This is a genomic window from Algoriphagus vanfongensis DSM 17529 (assembly GCF_000429465.1).
In the GTDB taxonomy this organism is placed as follows: Bacteria; Bacteroidota; Bacteroidia; order Cytophagales; family Cyclobacteriaceae; genus Algoriphagus; species Algoriphagus vanfongensis.
This window is the reverse complement of sequence record NZ_AUBX01000014.1, coordinates 131,212-148,159: the sequence shown is the minus strand read 5'-3', so window position 1 is coordinate 148,159 and position 16,948 is coordinate 131,212. Positions and strand designations below refer to the sequence as shown.

Annotated in this window: 9 protein-coding genes; 7 read left to right on the top strand and 2 right to left on the bottom strand. The window is 45.4% G+C overall.

The window, feature by feature from the left end:
- Positions 1–32: 32 nt before the first annotated feature.
- Positions 33–569 carry a hypothetical protein gene (locus tag G460_RS0111785; protein ID WP_026955541.1) on the top strand — a complete coding sequence of 179 codons (537 nt, stop codon included), beginning with the start codon at positions 33–35 and terminating at the stop codon, positions 567–569.
- On the opposite strand, the gene G460_RS0111780 is transcribed toward G460_RS0111785, so the two are convergent.
- Positions 550–831 (bottom strand): hypothetical protein, encoded by a 282-nt coding sequence (locus tag G460_RS0111780; RefSeq protein ID WP_026955540.1) that lies wholly within the window; start codon positions 829–831, stop codon positions 550–552. The two genes, G460_RS0111785 and G460_RS0111780, sit on opposite strands and share 20 nt — an antisense overlap.
- A gap of 167 nt (positions 832–998) precedes the next feature.
- Here G460_RS0111780 and G460_RS0111775 point away from each other — a divergent pair, with 167 nt between their 5' ends.
- Positions 999–1,556: an aspartyl/asparaginyl beta-hydroxylase domain-containing protein gene (locus tag G460_RS0111775; RefSeq protein ID WP_157366928.1), complete on the top strand. Its 558-nt coding sequence runs from the start codon at positions 999–1,001 to the stop codon at positions 1,554–1,556.
- A 6-nt stretch (positions 1,557–1,562) separates the two neighbouring features.
- Here G460_RS0111775 and G460_RS0111770 read toward each other — a convergent pair whose 3' ends face one another.
- Complete coding sequence (locus G460_RS0111770; RefSeq protein ID WP_035464385.1) at positions 1,563–2,036, bottom strand: hypothetical protein; 474 nt, start codon at positions 2,034–2,036, stop codon at positions 1,563–1,565.
- 368 nt (positions 2,037–2,404) lie between these two features.
- Between G460_RS0111770 and G460_RS0111765 the strand changes: the two genes are divergently transcribed.
- From G460_RS0111765 to G460_RS0111745, 5 genes are all read left to right on the top strand, one after another.
- Positions 2,405–3,133, top strand: coding sequence for a hypothetical protein (locus G460_RS0111765; protein ID WP_157366921.1), 729 nt, complete (start codon positions 2,405–2,407; stop codon positions 3,131–3,133).
- A gap of 100 nt (positions 3,134–3,233) precedes the next feature.
- Complete coding sequence (locus G460_RS0111760) at positions 3,234–3,776, top strand: phage tail protein (protein WP_026955536.1); 543 nt, start codon at positions 3,234–3,236, stop codon at positions 3,774–3,776.
- A gap of 27 nt (positions 3,777–3,803) precedes the next feature.
- Positions 3,804–4,352 (top strand): phage tail protein, encoded by a 549-nt coding sequence (locus G460_RS0111755; RefSeq protein ID WP_026955535.1) that lies wholly within the window; start codon positions 3,804–3,806, stop codon positions 4,350–4,352.
- A gap of 61 nt (positions 4,353–4,413) precedes the next feature.
- The gene (locus G460_RS0111750; protein WP_026955534.1) at positions 4,414–15,870 is read left to right on the top strand and encodes an MBG domain-containing protein; all 11,457 of its coding nucleotides are present in this window, start codon (positions 4,414–4,416) and stop codon (positions 15,868–15,870) included.
- Positions 15,867–16,916, top strand: coding sequence for a PorP/SprF family type IX secretion system membrane protein (locus G460_RS0111745; RefSeq protein ID WP_342667606.1), 1,050 nt, complete (start codon positions 15,867–15,869; stop codon positions 16,914–16,916). Before G460_RS0111750 ends, G460_RS0111745 begins: the two co-directional genes overlap by 4 nt.
- Positions 16,917–16,948 lie beyond the last annotated feature (32 nt).

The following is a 16,948-nucleotide window of genomic DNA, read 5'->3' as shown; positions in this document are numbered from 1 at the left end:
TTTTGGGGTTGTCAATTTAACCTTTTTAAAATATGTCTACCAGTGAACTAGCTCCAGGGAGCAAGCTGCGCCACCCCAAATTCGGTGTGGGAATGATCTTGTCTGCAGACGAGAGATATTATAAAATCTACTTTTATGATTCTGAAGAAATCAAAACCTTGGGTCGGGATTATGATGGATTTGAGGTTGAAGAGGCCAAAAAGCCCGATTTTCCGATGTTGACGATGAAAGATGTCGAAAAAGCGATCCGAGAGGCTTTGACTCAGACTTCGGAAAGGGCGCCTATAGTACCGCTAGGAGGCAAGTGGATAGGAGGCTCGGTATTGATACAGCCCGGTGATGATGCATTGCAAAGCAAAGAAATACCGATGGATACCTTTTTTCATAAGATCGTGATGGTCAGAGAGAAGCTCCGGGTGCTGGAGCAAAACATCAATAATCACCCGAAACTGGACGATGAAGATCGTGTTCATTTACAACAGTACATCACGCGCTGCTATGGGTCGCTCACTACCTTCAATGTGCTTTTTGCTTACAAGGAAGATCAGTTTAAAGGGAGCGGAGGGTAGGTCTTTCCTGCTTTTGGACGAATGTAATCGGTACAAAGTCATCTGTCGGTGCACCGATATAGTAGACGGTCCAGGCAGGATCATGCTTCGCCAAAAGTTCAGAAATACAATCTGCCCGATGTCCTTGAGGATTTTTGCATTCGTCCCAGTAGAAGAGTTCTACCTTATAGTGAAGAGATTGCTTTTGATTGTTTACGGTGACATCGATTTGGATGTCCTGTCTTCCGGGTTCTTGCGGGATGGGGATAGCGATGTAGCTCATAATCAGAAGTTTTTTAAAAAAAATAGTCGAAGACTATGCCATGTCAAATCAGCCTCTAGAGATTAAAAAAGGCTTGTCAAGCTTTGAGAAGGCATAAATTTCGATCAAAATCGTTCGCAAATGGGCGATAAAAGTAAACAAAGGGAAATGTTATGTTAGAATTGCCTATGAAAGTTCAGCTTCCGATTCGATTTGATCAAGAGAAGCTTATTCAAGATTGGAGTTTGCTGGAGGAGGCAGAGTGGGTCACTCATTTTGTGAAGCAAAATTACCAGGGAGATTGGTCTGTCTTGCCGCTGACTGCACAAAGGGGGAGGGAGCACCCCATTTTGATGGCATCTGCTGTGCCTGGAGACAAGGATTTTGTGCTCACTAGATTCATAGAGAAAACCCCCTATTTTCAGTGGGTTTTGGATCAATTTCATTGCCCGAAATTTTCCATTCGTCTCATGAGACTGGGACCAGAGTCCGAGATCAAAGAGCATCGGGACTATGATTTAGACCTAGAGGAAGTAAGGCTTCATATTCCAATTTTGACGAATGATCAGGTCTTTTTTTATCTCAATCAGGAGCGGGTTTTGATGCAGCCGGGAGAGTGCTGGTATTTGAAACTTTCGGAGCCTCATCGAGTAGTCAATCAGAGCTCAAGTCCGAGAATTCACCTTGTGATGGATCTAGGGTTGAATGATTGGTTGCAAAAGTTAATTTGCGAGTCAAACAACTGAATTGGTTTATTCTCGAACCCACTTTTTCATAGCCGGATAGGTTTCGTAGTCACAGAGGTTCATCCAAACTAGCAAAGGAAGACCTAGATTTTGACCTGTAGCATATCCATGTACCAACTGTGAGGACTGGCCGTGATAGCCATTTTCATGGAAGATCACTTCAGGCTTCAGGTCCAAGTACTTACTTGCTGCATAGGACCAGGCCAATACCCCCAACTCATCATCTTCAGCAGGACTTCTGTATTCTTTTACATTGCCAACGATTTTATTTCTTTCGTCCTGTGTCATCAGTGCGATATGTCCAGCTTCATGAATAAGATCTCCGGGATTTTCCAGTCTACTGAGATCATAATAAAGTATGCCTTTGTCAATCAAAACGCCAGGTAAAATGCAAGTTTCATCTAAAATCTTTGGTTGGTTAGGAATTCCGATTTGATCCAAAAAAGCTAAGATTGAAGAAGTCAAAGAAGTATCTTTCATAGTCAAAAATTTTTTTCAAAGTACGGAAAGAATTGGAAGGGTTGTGTTTTTTTCTGCAAAACGGTAAGTATGTCTAGTGGCTTGGGTGGATGAATCTGGCAGAATTGTGAAAGGAAAATTTGTTATAAGTCAAAGCATTCATTTTTTTAAAATGAATTACTTTTTAGTGGATTTGAAATGTGTAATTGATTGTTTTTAAGCTGCTTCGTTGATGTGAAAATGCTCATTTTGAGGTCAGTAAGTGAAGGGCGGATAGTTAGTTTTTCTTCTAGTTTCTTGCGTATTGGCTGTTTTTTCCTGACTTTTGACTGTAGCCCATACTTTATTTTTATGTTATGAATTTTTACCGTAGAAAATTTTTCAAGGAATTGTCCCTTATATCTGGAGCATATTTCTTCACCCCTTTTGATTCTATATTGGCCAATGAGGCTAATGCCTCAAAACTTTTGAGTGTTTGCCAATGGAAAGTAGGTGGTCATGATAAAGCAAGCAATTCTGGTCTAGGCTATGAAAGTAAAATGAGCGGAAAAGGACTTAGTTTTCTTACTCATGTACCAGCAAAGCATGATTTTATGGCTGAGTCAATTAGGCCGGATGCAATGCTGCTAGGAAGTGACTTTCTTGCTGGAGAAGAGATAGCGACCTTTGACAAGGTGACAGTTGGGATTAATACCACTTATAAATCTGTGGCATTTGAGAAGGTGCCCAAGTTTAAAATTCTGGAAGTAGCAGGTGTAAGATGTGGTGTGCTGGGAGTTGGCTTTGGTGAGCCTGGACAGAGGGTTTCAGACACGATTTCCCAAATGAATGAATGGGCTGGTTTTTTGAAATCCGAAAAAAAATGTGAGGTAGTATTCTGCCTTACCGAGTGTCCCAAGCGATTCCATCCGGGTCTGGATCTCCAGACTTTGGCACAAAGCAGTGCGGATATTACCATGTTTTTGGCGACACAAAGAGATGACAAGCCAAGTAAACTTTTCTCCCTGTCTAATGAAAAAGGGGAGGGAGTATTCTTGCAATTGGAGGGATTGGAGCCTAATGAGCTGGATTTTATGCTTTTTGAGCGAGGCTTTTTTTGTGACTACCACAAGGTTTAGAAAGGACATAAAGCACTAAAATACGTGGTGGCACGTATGGATTTAGTTTTTGAGAATTTCGAGCTTTACTAGTATATATTTTAACAAAACTGTTTTTACTATGGAACCTTTTTTAGGACAGATTATGATGGTGGGCTTCAATTTTGCTCCACGCGGCTGGGCGATGTGTCAAGGTCAGCTTCTTCCGATTTCACAATACTCAGCCTTATTTTCTTTATTAGGAACAATATATGGAGGAGATGGTCGTACCACTTTTGCATTGCCTGATTTGAGAGGTAGATGTGCCATTGGTATGAACCAAGGGTTTGGGTTGAGTAACCGCCCTCAGGGGCAAAAATTAGGAGTTGAGAACGTTACATTAACTACTCAAGAAATTCCCTCGCATACTCACGGTCTTCTGGCAAGTAGCAGTGCTGGAAATAGCAACTCTCCGACAAATAATGTGCTTGCTGCTGCAAATATGCTTGTGGAAAGGGGAGCTAATCCCTTGCCAGTCAATATTTATAGCAATGAAAGTCCGAATGCGTCTCTTGGTGCAAGCATAGGATCTACGGGCGGGAGTCAGGCTCATACAAATATGCAGCCCTCTATCGCCATGAACTACATTATCGCATTGCAGGGAATTTTTCCTTCTCGTAATTAATCTTTTTCATTTAAACTACTTAAAGCGATGGATACACCATTTATAGGTCAAATAGAGCTCTTTGGGTGCAATTTTGCGCCAAGAGGATGGGCTATGTGTCAAGGTCAATTACTTCCTATTTCACAAAATACAGCCTTGTTTTCATTATTGGGAACCGTATATGGAGGAGATGGGAGGACGACTTTTGGCTTACCAGATCTTCGAAGCCGGGTTGTGGTGGGAATGGGAAATGGGCCTGGATTGTCAAATTACACACTAGGACAAAAACTAGGTGTTGAAAATGTCACTCTGACGCAGGCTGAACTTCCCAATCACACTCATGGACTATCAGGAGTCAATGGAAATGGGACAAGCAATATCCCTACACAAAATGTATTGGCAGTCAATAATGCCACTATTGAGAGAGGTGCTGGTCCGGTAGAAGGTAATTCCTTTGCCAATTCTTCTGCCAATGTATCCATGAATCAGTTTAGCATAGGGCAAGCAGGAGGTAGTTTGCCTCACAATAACATGCAGCCTTCACTTTCATTGAACTATTGCATTGCCTTGGTTGGAATTTTTCCTTCTAGAAATTAAATAAAACCCTAGCGTAGAAGTGCTCTAGGGTTTTGATTTTTAAACAAAACACCCCCACATCATGAACGTTTTTCGCTCTTGTTACTTTTATTTATTGGTTTTGCTTTTTGCGTGCTTAGGAAATGGGTATGCTCAGACTACCGTGACTTTTAATGAAATCACAGGTTCGACAGGAGCGTCCTTAAATAGTTCAAATACTTATGATAATTCGGGGGTAAGGTTTCAGATTTTTTCAGGATCAAATTCAACTGCCTGGGTTAGCTCTACTGACAATGGTTTTAATGGAACAAAAGCCATAGACGATAATAATACTATAGGTGGAGGTGTGACAGGCTGGAAAATCACTAAAGTAGATGGTTCCGATTTTCAATTGCTTAGCATTTGGTTGCAAAATGGATGTCCGGAATGCTCTGCATCTGGGACTGTCAAGGCTTACAAAAATGGGAGTCAAGTTGGCACTACTGTAAATGTTGATTTTAATGGAGTAAAGAATTTTGCGGCGAATCCTGACTTTTATGATATCGATGAGGTGCGGATAGAGGGAGCTGACCTCTATGTTTACATTGATAATTTCACATTTGGGCCATCTTATATTCCCGTGGATGGAGACCCTCCTGTCGTTTCCACCATCGCTCTTGTAGGTACCCCTTTAACCACCGCCACCACTGTTGATTATACAGTTACTTTTTCAAAGAATGCGAAAAATGTCACACCTGATGATTTTCAGGTAACCACCGCGGGAACGGTTGGTACTGTCAGTGCAGTTTCAGGTTCTGGGAATACATATACAGTCACCGTTAATGGGATTGATGGGGAAGGGACGATTCGGCTTGACCTAAAAGCTGGGACAGATATTGCCAACGATGATGATATCACGGGAACTCCAGCGTTTACGTTGGGGCAGCTTCATTATGTGGGAGAGTGTTTTGTGGAAACTTTTGAAACTGAAACAGATGAAGCCACATCTTTCAGCGGAAACGGATTGAACTTTACATTAGGGACTGGTCTGAAAATAGAAAAGCGTGCAGGATTCGGGGCAGGACCTTCCAATGGCTATATCGCTAATAATTTTACAGCCGGTACCTTCTCACTTTCCAGTGGGACAGAGTTTACTATGAAGACCATTGATCTGTTTCTTTCAGATCAAACCAATGGCAATAATCCAACGGGTACTGGGACTATTGTGATCACCGGAAAAAAAGGTGGTGTTGATCAATACACGATTACAAAATCCTCAGGCTTTCCTACGACTACTACTACCAACAACGGCTACTTTACCCTTGATTTTGCCACTGATGGTGTGGCAAACTATAGAGACACCAATGTGGATGAGTTGGTTTTTACAATCAGTGGAGGCTTTACAGAGCTAGCAATTGACAATATGAATTTCTGCGAAGCAGCACCGGAAATAGATGGGGATGCTCCAGCTGTCAATAGTATTCTAAAAGTCGGAAATCCTATTTCTACAGCATCTTCGGTTGATTTTCAGGTGACTTTTGATGAAAACGCCTCGAATGTTTCCATGGATGATTTTGAATTGGTCCTTACTGGAACAGCGACAGGAGCTATCACTGGTATCAGTGGGTCTGGTTCGGTGTATACCTTGAACGTCACCGGTATTACCGGGGAAGGGTCTATTCAGGTAAAACTCTTAGCGGGGACGGATATAGCTGATGATTTGAATAATACTCCTCCTTTTGAATTTGTCAATGGGGAGCTACATCTGGTAGGAGCTTGTTATATTGAGAATTTTGAAACTTTCTTGGACGGTATCACAGCATTTACCTCCAATGGTGTGGATGTAACATTGGGAGGAAACTGGTCTGTAAATGAAAGGAATGGATATGGAATCAATAGTTCTGATGTCTATGTTGAAAATACAGGTTCTGGAACCTATGAAATGGATTTGAGCGAACCCGTTAGAATCAGCCAAATTGCATTCTACCTTTCCTCGGAATCAGGGTCAAGTCCAAATCCAACGAATGATGGTGCCTTGACAATTAGAGGTATTAGAAATGGAGCAACATCTTACACGATCACCAAGTCTGCAGGTTTCCCAACTGATTTTTCTTCAAATAATGGCTTCTTTTACATCGATTTCTCTTCAGAAGGTGGGGCTGATAATTCCAATACCTATGTAGATGGCTTAGAAATTGAAATAGGCGGCAGCTTTGTCTATATGGCGTTGGATAACCTTCAGTTTTGCTCTGACTACACACCTCCAACGGTAACCTTATCTGTTACCCCTGATTCTAGAAGTGAGTCTGTAGCGACCACGACTGAGGTAAGAGCGACACTTTCTGGACCTGTTACCGAAAACGTATTAGTAAGTCTAGGATTTTCTGGTACTGCAACAAGATTTGTTGATTATTCAGTTTCAGGCACTACCATTACCATAGCTCCAGGAAATACAAGCGGTAGCGTTTTTATCACTAATATCCAAGATGCCCTATATGAAGGAAATGAGACGGTAGATATAGACATTACCACTGTGGCCAATGCTGATGAGGATGGGACACAAGAGGTGACTTATACCATTGAGGATGATGAGCCTCAGCCATCAGTCATATTAGAGCTGTTGGATATTTATAATCCAATGGTTGAAAACGGAGGTCAGGCCTTTGTCAGAGCGAAAATAGGTGCTGTTGCAGGTGTTAGAGTGGAAGTTCCTTTAAGCTTCTCCGGGACAGCCACTGGAGGTGGGACAGATTATGCCATTACCGGCACTAACATTATTATTTCTCCAGGGGAAACTATGGATAGTATTCGGGTGACCTCACTTTTCGATGGAATTGAAGAAGGAGATGAGACCGTGATTATAGATATGCTCACACCTACCAATGCGGTTGAAATTGGTACGCAGCAAGTGACCTTGACTATCACAGATGAAGATGCGTCTGCTCCTACAGGATATGCTGTAGCGATAGATCAAGATCCGATTACACCGACCAACTCCTCCAATGTCAGTTTCAGCTTTACTGATGCCGAAATAGGTACGACTTATAATTATCTTTTCACCAGTTCTGCTGGGGGAACTGTCGTTTCGGGATCTGGAACTATTTCTTCCACGAATCAAACTATTTCAACTTTAGACCTGAGTGGAATGGCCGATGGTACCATCACACTTTCCGTGGATTTGACAGATTCATTCAATAATACAGGTGCCACAGTCAATGACACGGCGGAAAAATTGGCCAGTAACCCGCCTTTCCTAACGGGACTTCCAACGGATATCTCAGTGGTAGAGGGCGTGGCAAGTAATATTGATCTATCAGGCACCACCTTTGGAGATCTAGATGCGGCGTCAGATGATGTTTTGGAAATTTCGTACTTGGTTTCAGGAGGAGCACTTGCCTTTAATTCTGTAGCGGGTATTACAATCAGCCAACCGATCCCTGGAACTTGGAAAACTTCAGGTACTATTTCAAACTTAAATTCATATCTAAGTGATCCTGCTTCAATCAAGTTTACAAGTAGTGCAGGAGTAGTAGGGGACGATGCAGGAAGTATCGCTTTGACTGGTTCTGATGGCACTGTAGGTGCATCATTCGGTTCCATCAATATTGATGTTCGGGAAATACCATCGGTGACATCAGTTTCAGTACCTGCCAATGGCATTTATTCCGCAAGCATGAATCTGGATTTTGTAGTCAACTATTCGGAAGCGGTAACAGTGAGTGGCACACCTAGTTTTGAATTGACTGTTGGAAGCACGGTTTATGAAGCCGAATACGTTTCCGGTTCGGGAACTTCTGCTTTGCTTTTCCGATACACCGTGCAGCTAGGGGATTTGGATCCGAATGGAATCTCGGTAGGAAGTATCATTTCATTGAATGGAGGAAGTATCCAGAATTCTTTTGGAATAGATGCAGAATTGAACTTGAACAGTGTGGAATCTACTACGGCTGTTTTGGTCGATGCTGTGGCCCCTCTGGTGTTTGCCATCGATCGGCTGACTCCATTATCCGGTATCACCAATGCAGATGTTGTAACATTTAGGGTAATTTTCTCTGAGGAGGCCTTTGCAGTAAATTCAGGTGACTTTAGCGTCACAGGCCCTACTGGAGCATCAATTGGAGTTTCCGGATCTGGCGCTGTCTATGACATTACGGTTTCTGGAGGGAATTTGGCTATCCTGAACGGGGTAGTTGACTTAAACTTTGCCGGAGGACAAAATATTACAGATTTGGCAGGGAATGCCCTGGTCAACACGGTTCCGACAGGAGCTAATAACAATGAGTATACACTTGATAACACTGCTCCGACAGTAACTGCACTTAGTCCAGGAGACAATGCCACTGATGTGAGTTTGAATTCAGATTTTGTCATCACATTCAATGAAGATGTGGTGGCTAATAGTGGTAATTTGACTGTCCATCGAGTGAGTGATGACGGAGTAGTGAGAAATTTTGATGTGACCAATGGCGCCCTCGTTTCTATAGCTGGAGGAGTTGTTACCTTTACTAATACTTCTGATCTGAATGTAGGGACTGAGTATTATGTCATATTGGATAATGGCGCATTTCAAGACGAAGCAGGAAATGCATTTGGAGGAATAGTTAATCCTTCAGCTTGGAATTTTACCACGTCAGTTCAAACTCAACTTTCCGTCAACGATCCTACCGTAACAGAAGGCAACTCAGGCACGACCCAACTCATATTTTTAGTTTCACTATCGCAACCAGCACCAGCTGGAGGTGCGACTGTTGACTATGCCACTTCCAACGGAACAGCAACGGCCGGATCTGATTATATCGCTGCAAGTGGTACACTAAGTTTTTCTGTAGGGGAAAGTAGTAAAACGATTAATATTAGTATTACCGGTGATGAAGTGGTAGAGCTCGATGAGACCTTTACTTTGACGCTTTCTAATCCTACAGGTACTAATGTCAGCTTAGGAGACTTTGATGGTATTGGAACCATCCAAAATGATGATACTGCCGCAGTCACCATTTCCGATGTGAGCGGGAATGAAGATGATGGTGTAATAACCTTAACGGCCACATTGGACAAAGCTGTCCAAGATGGATTTACAGTTGATGTCAGCACTTCTGACGGAACGGCCACTGTAGCAGATAATGACTACACGGCGGTGATCGGCCAAACCTTAACTTTTGTCGGAACTGCTGGAGAAACACAGACATTTACAGTGACGCCTACACTGGATTTGGTGATTGAGTCGGATGAAACAGTTTCTGTATCTCAATCCAATTTAGCAGGCACCAGTCTGACAGTGGATATTTCAGACGGGGCTACGGTTACGATTTTGAATGATGACTCCGCACCGTCAGGATATACAGTAGCCTGGGATGATTTGTTGATCAATGCAATAGAAGCACCTAATACTTCCTTTACCGTCTCAGGAGCAGAGGTTGGAGCCACGATATTCTATTCAATTTCAAGTGCAGGGGATGGGAATACTTCCAATGTTTTGGGTAGTACAGCAGTGGTCGATCCCAACCAAGTTGTCACTGCAGATGTCAGAACTTTGGTGGATGGAGCACTCACTGTAGAAGTTTACCTTCAAGATGCTGGTGGAAATAACGGAGTGTCTACATCTGACAATTCTGCTGTTTTGGATCAAACAGCACCTCTAGCACCAAGTGCTCCTGACCTTGCTCCTTCCAGTGATACAGGGCTGAGCAGTTCGGATAACATTACTGCGGATAATACGCCAACAATTACAGGTACAGCAGAACCTAATTCTATTGTCACACTCTATAGAGATAATATAACTGTTTTGGGATCTACTACTGTAGACGGTGCAGGAAATTGGACCTTTACCTCGCCTGTGATTCCAGATGGGGTTTATGTTATTTCAACAGATGCTACAGACGAAGCTGGGAATACAAGTCCAAAATCAGCAGGAGTATCAATTACTTTTGATACTACTTCTCCGGTCACTCCTAGTATCCCGGACTTGGAGGCTTCGAGTGACACTGGTGCAAGTGACTCGGATAATATTTCCTCTAATTCCACACCGACATTCATTGGTACAGCCGAAGCTGGATCGATGGTGAAACTGTATTCCGGAGCAAACCTTATCGGAACATCTACAGCAACAGGAGGTAATTGGGCTATTGTCTCTTCTACTTTGGCAGAAGGTACTCACCAAATCACGGCTACCGCCACAGATGTAGCAGGAAACATCAGTGTTCCGTCCTCAGCATTACAAATCGAAATTGATACACAAGCTCCTGCAGCTCCAAGTGTTCCTGACTTGACTCCAGGATCTGATTCTGGAATAAGTGATTCTGATAATATTACGAATGATTTGATGCCGACATTTACCGGAGTTGCTTTGGCTTCAAGTAAAGTGCAGATAATTAGCGATGTTGATGGCGCTTTGGGTGAGACAACGGCTGATGGATCAGGTGATTGGACATTTACTCCGGTCAGTTCAATGACTTCCGGATTGCATTCAATTACGGTAACTCAAACAGATCTGGCAGGAAATGAAAGCCCGAGCTCGCCTGCCCTGAGCGTGGTTTTGGATAATTCAGCTCCTTCAGCTGTTATCCGAGATAATTACATTATTGTCCTCGATTCTGATGGGAATTCCACCTTGGCTCCAAGCGAAGTTGTTTTGAGTCTAGTAGATGACTATTCGGCTGTGGGTGATATTGTTGTAGAGTTAAGTAGAGATACTTTTGACTGTTCATTAGTAGGTACGGGAAGTCTTACAACCTATGTTACTGATCAAGCGGGTAATACCAACTCTTATCCATCCACGATTCTAGTTCAGGATAATACCCCGCCAACTATCCTAGCCAAGTCAGCAATCACCTTGAATGTGGATGCCTTTGGTACAGTGACCTTGACACCGGCAATGATAGACAAAGGATCCACAGATGCTTGTGGAATTCAATCCCAAGTTTTAAGTCAGACTTTATTTGACAGAACGGACGAAGGTGTCAATAACATCACCTATACAGTCACCGATGTGAACGGCAATCCTTCTCAAGTGAATGTGGCTGTGACCATAGTGGTGGTACCAAAAGTATTGAATGTAACTGTCGATGCTGGCCAAAGCAAAGTATATGGTTCGGCAGATCCGGTATTCACTTATACAGCGACAGGATTTGAAGCGGGGGATGATGAGACTATCCTAATAGGAGCCCTTGCAAGAGCGACAGGAGAAGATGTGGGAACCTATGCAGTTTCTCAGGGAACCTTGGATGCTGGGCCGAACTACTCCATTAATTTCTTTAGTACCGACTTTGAGATTATGCCTGCAAATCTGGCTATCACTGCGGATGCTGGACAAAGCAAAATTTATGGCAGTCTCGATCCGGTCCTTACCTATCAAGCAGCTGGTTTTAAAAACGGAGATAATGAATCTGTCCTTACCGGAGCATTGTCTCGAGCAGCAGGAGAGAATGTGGGTGCCTACGCGATCAACCTGGGTACACTGGATGCCGGGGCTAACTATACGATCAATTTTACCGGAGCTACCTTTGCAATCACTCCAGCGACAGTTACAGGAATCACCTTTGATGATGCAAGTTTTGTCTTTGACGGCACCGCCAAGTCCTTGGCGATCACCGGAACGCTTCCAACCGGAACAAGTGTAAGCTATTCGAATAACAGCAGAACCGATGTCGGAACGCAAGAAGTGACAGCGACGATCTCCGGTTCGAACTATACTACCTTGGTCTTGACAGCTGATCTGACGATCACTCCGGCGACAGTTACAGGAATCACCTTTGATGATGCAAGCTTTGTCTTTGACGGCACCGCCAAGTCCTTGGCGATTACCGGAACGCTTCCAACTGGAACAAGTGTAAACTATTCGAATAATACCAGAACCGATGTCGGTACCCAAGAGGTGACGGCAACGATCACAGGCTCGAACTTTACGACCTTGGTACTAACCGCTGATCTGACGATCACTCCGGCGACAGTTACAGGAATCACCTTTGATGATGCAAGCTTTGTCTTTGACGGCACGACTAAGTCTCTGGCGATCACCGGAACACTACCGACCGGAACAAGTGTCAGCTATTCGAATAACAGCAGAACAGATGTAGGAACCCAGGAAGTAACGGCTACGATTGCAGGTTCGAATTTCACAACTCTAATACTGACAGCTGATCTGACGATCACTCCTGCGACTCTTTCAATTACAGCAGACGCGGGACAGAGCAAAATTTATGGCGAGGCTGACCCTGCCTTTACTTACACCGCAAGTGGTTTCGGAGTAGGAGATGATGAATCGATCCTGACAGGAGCTTTGGCTAGAGCAACGGGAGAAAATGTAGGTATGTATGCGATCAACATTGGTACGCTAGATGCCGGAGCAAACTATACCATCAGCTACACAGGAGCAGACTTTAACATCACTCCGGCTACCTTGACGATCATTGCGGATTCAGGACAAACCAAAGTTTATGGCTCTACCGATCCGGTATTCACTTATGAGGTGACCGGCTATCAAAATGGCGATACTGAAACGATCCTGACAGGAGCTTTGGCTAGAGCAGCTGGAGAAAATGTAGGTATGTATGCGATCAACCGGGGGACACTCGATGCCGGAGCTAACTATACGATTAGCTACACAGGAGCAGACTTTGAGATCAGCCCTGCAACTTTGACGATCATTGCGGATGCAGGACAGTCCAAAGTTTATGGCTCTGCCGATCCGGTATTCACTTATGATGTGACCGGCTATAAAAATGGCGATACTGAATCTATTCTGACAGGAACTTTGGCAAGAGTAGCTGGAGAAGATGTAGACATGTATGCCATCAATCTGGGTACACTGGATGCCGGAGCTAACTATACGATCAGCTATACAGGAGCAGACTTTGAGATCACCCCGGCTACCTTGACGATCATTGCGGATTCAGGACAAACCAAAGTTTATGGCTCTACCGATCCGGTATTCACTTATGAGGTGATCGGCTATCAAAATGGCGATACTGAATCTATCCTGACAGGAGCTTTGGCTAGAGCAGCGGGAGAAGATGTAGACATGTATGCGATCAACCTGGGTACACTGGATGCCGGAGCTAACTATACGATCAACTTCACAAGTGCAGACTTTGCGATCACACCAAGAACGCTGAGTATTACAGCCAATTCGAATCAGGCGAAAGTCTATGGCTCAGTTGATCCGATATTGAGCTATTCAGCATCCAACTTTGGCAACGGAGACAATGCTTCTATTCTGACAGGAGCACTCAGCAGAGTAGCCGGAGAAGATGTGGGTATGTACGCAATCACAATTGGAACCCTGGATGCAGGAGCCAATTACATCCTCAACTTCACCAGCGCTGACTTTGAGATAGCGGAGAAAGTACTGGATGTGACAGCGGATGGAGGACAGAGCAAAGTCTTTGGAACGGCAGACCCTACGCTCAGCTATCAGGTGATAGGCTTTGAAAACGGAGATGATACAAGCATTCTCACAGGAGCTTTGGCAAGAGCAGCAGGAGAAAATGTGGGAAGCTACCCGATCAGCTTGGGAACGCTGGATGCGGGAGCCAATTACGCGATCAATTACACCGGAGCAAGCTTCACCATTACCAAAGCAACCATTACCGGAATCACCTTCGATGATGCAAGCTTTGTATACGATGGTACAGCCAAGTCTCTTGCCATCACAGGAACACTTCCAGCTGGCACCTCAGTAAGCTATGCGAACAACAGTAGAACAGATGTCGGAACTCAGGAAGTAACGGCTACGATATCAGGATCCAACTTTATGAATTTGGAGCTGACAGCTGATCTGACGATCACTCCTGCAACGATCACCGGAATCACCCTCGATGATGCCAGCTTTGTCTTTGATGGAACCTCCAAGTCCCTTGCCATTACCGGAACACTTCCAGCTGGCACCTCAGTAAGCTATGCAAACAATAGCAGAACGGATGTAGGAACCCAGGAAGTAACGGCTACGATTACTGGCTCGAACTTTACGACTTTAGAGCTCAAGGCTGATCTGACGATCACACCGGCATCGGTTCAGGAGATCACCTTGAAAGACCAAATTTTTGAATACGACGGACTGGCCAAGTTCCTGAGTATTCTGGGGAACCTTCCGGAAGGGGTTTCGGTCAGCTTTGCCAACAACGGCCAGACAGTCGCAGGAGTCTATGAAGTGGTGGCCACTCTGACAGGAGCCAACTTCGAGGAACTGATTTTGAAAGCGAATCTGACGATCACAAGCAAAGAGATCCAAGTAATGGCAGATTCCGGCCAGGGCAAGACACAGGGTGAATCCGATCCTGTACTGACCTACAGCTATAGCGGACTGGCAGATGGAGACGGCATGGAAGTGTTCTCTGGAGTATTAAGCAGAGCTGCGGGTGAAGCTGTCGGAAGCTATGCGATCACGCAAGGCACCTTAAGCGCAGGAGCAAACTACACGATTGACTTTACCGGAGCAGACTTCCAGATCAGTGAAAAGCCGGATAATGACAGTGACGGCGACGGCGTACCGGATCAAGAGGAAGAGCAAGATGGGACAGACCCGACAGATCCGTATGACTTCAAAGACACAGATGGGGACGGAGTTCCTGACTATGTCGAAGAACAGGAAGGGACCGACTCCGAAGATCCAACCGACTACCAGGATACCGATGAGGACCAAGTGCCGGATTATGTGGAAGAACAACAGGGTACGGATCCCGACAATCCAGATGATGCTCAGGACAGCGATGAAGACGGCGTGCCGGATTACCTCCAGGAGCGGTCCATCACTGAACTGATCACCCAATCCATGCAGGTAGCCTGGAATACTCCTGAGGCAAGCCTGAACCTACCGGCAGAAGCCGTGGCGCTCACCGGAAAATCAGCAATGGTGAATGTGCCGGTGAGCTGGAATCTGACAGGCTATGATCCTCTACAAAGCGGAACAGCAAGCTACGAAGGAACAATCTCAGCGATCTCGGGACTCTTCAATACCTATGGGCTGAAAGCAGAGCTGACGATCGAAGTACTGGCCAAGCCGGCACCGACAGACGTGACACTGAGCGAATCTGAATTCATCGGAGATCCTGATGCAACCTTCCAGACTATCGGCACCTTCACAGTGATCGATGCTACGGATGACCAGCATACGCTGAGCCTACCGGAAGGACAGGGAGATAATGAGCTATTCGAAGTGATCGACGACATCCTATACTGGAGTTCGGAAGACGAACGGGCAGGAGAGACCCAGTTTGAAGTGGTGCTTCAGGTAGAAGACCGGGGCGGCAATGTGATCAGCAAAACCTTCCAGATCACCAGACTGAGGACCCCGCTGGATGAGCTGGAGCTGACCAATACCTTTACACCGAATGCCGATGGAGTGAATGACAGCTGGGGAGTGCCGGCATTGCGCTACTACCAAGGAGTGAGGATCCAGGTGTTTGACAGAGGAGGCCAGCGCCTGTTCTATACCGAAGATGCGGATGTCCGATGGGACGGAAGATCAGAGGGCAGGGAGATGCCGGTCGGAGCTTACTACTGGGTGATCGAGGTCGGGGAGACCGGAGAGGTGAGAAGAGGAATCCTGAACCTATTGAGACAATGAGCATACAAAAGGCCGGGCAGGGAGAGATTCCTGTCCGGCACCGAAAAGAAATCAGCGTGAACACTTATTTTTCAAAGAAGGACATGAAACGAATCTATTTTATAGGATTGGCCCTGCTGGCGGGAATGGTATTAAGCCTGGAGAGCTACGGGCAATCCACCAAATACATATCCCAGTTTTCCCATTTTCAGAGCTACTTCAATCCCGGTCTGACAGGCTATGAGGGAAGCACGATCCGGGGCTTTGTGAGAAACCAGTGGTCGGGCTTCGAGGGGGCTCCCCGGACGTATTACTTCAGCACGGAGCTGGACTTTGGGGAGCTTTCCGGAGAGAGTGACCCGGAGCTGACGGGCAAGAATGCGGTGTCACTGAACCTGCTGCATGATACCTATGGGGCCTTCCGGGAGACCGAACTGATGCTCAACTATGCTTCCAGGATCCGACTCACCGAGAAGCACAACCTGAGGCTGGGAGCCGGGGTGAGCTATCAGAGTATCCGGCTGGATGGCAATTCGCTGACCACCGAGGAGCAGAACGATCCCACGCTGGGACAGTATGTCGGGCAGTTTTCCAATCAGAATATCGTGGACTTCAACCTGGGCATCGCCCTGACCCATGCCAAGTACTATGTCAGCTACGGGATGCACCGGGTGAATGGAGGCAAGATCAGCTCGGGGGATGAGTTTATGGACGGCTATCCGGCGGCCTCGATGGTACAGGCGGGGTTCAGGGAAGCGATCAGTCCCAATCTTTCGGTGATCACGAATGTGTTTTACCGCAGTCAGAAGGACCTGCCCGACCTGAAGGAGTTCAACCTAAAAGTACTGCTGATGAACAAAATCTGGGTAGGTGGCGGCCATCGGATCGACTTTGCGACCAATCTCCAGGTGGGCGTGCTGACCAACAAGCTGCGGATCGGCTATGTGTATGAGTTCCCGATGGGCGGATCCTACCAGCTTCCGGGCCAGATCCATGAGTTTTCGGCTGTCTTCAACCTGTTCAGAGACAATCAACCTACCGAAAACAGACCGGTGACTATGTGGTAAGGGGATAGATGCAAATCGTGAAAAAACGTTTT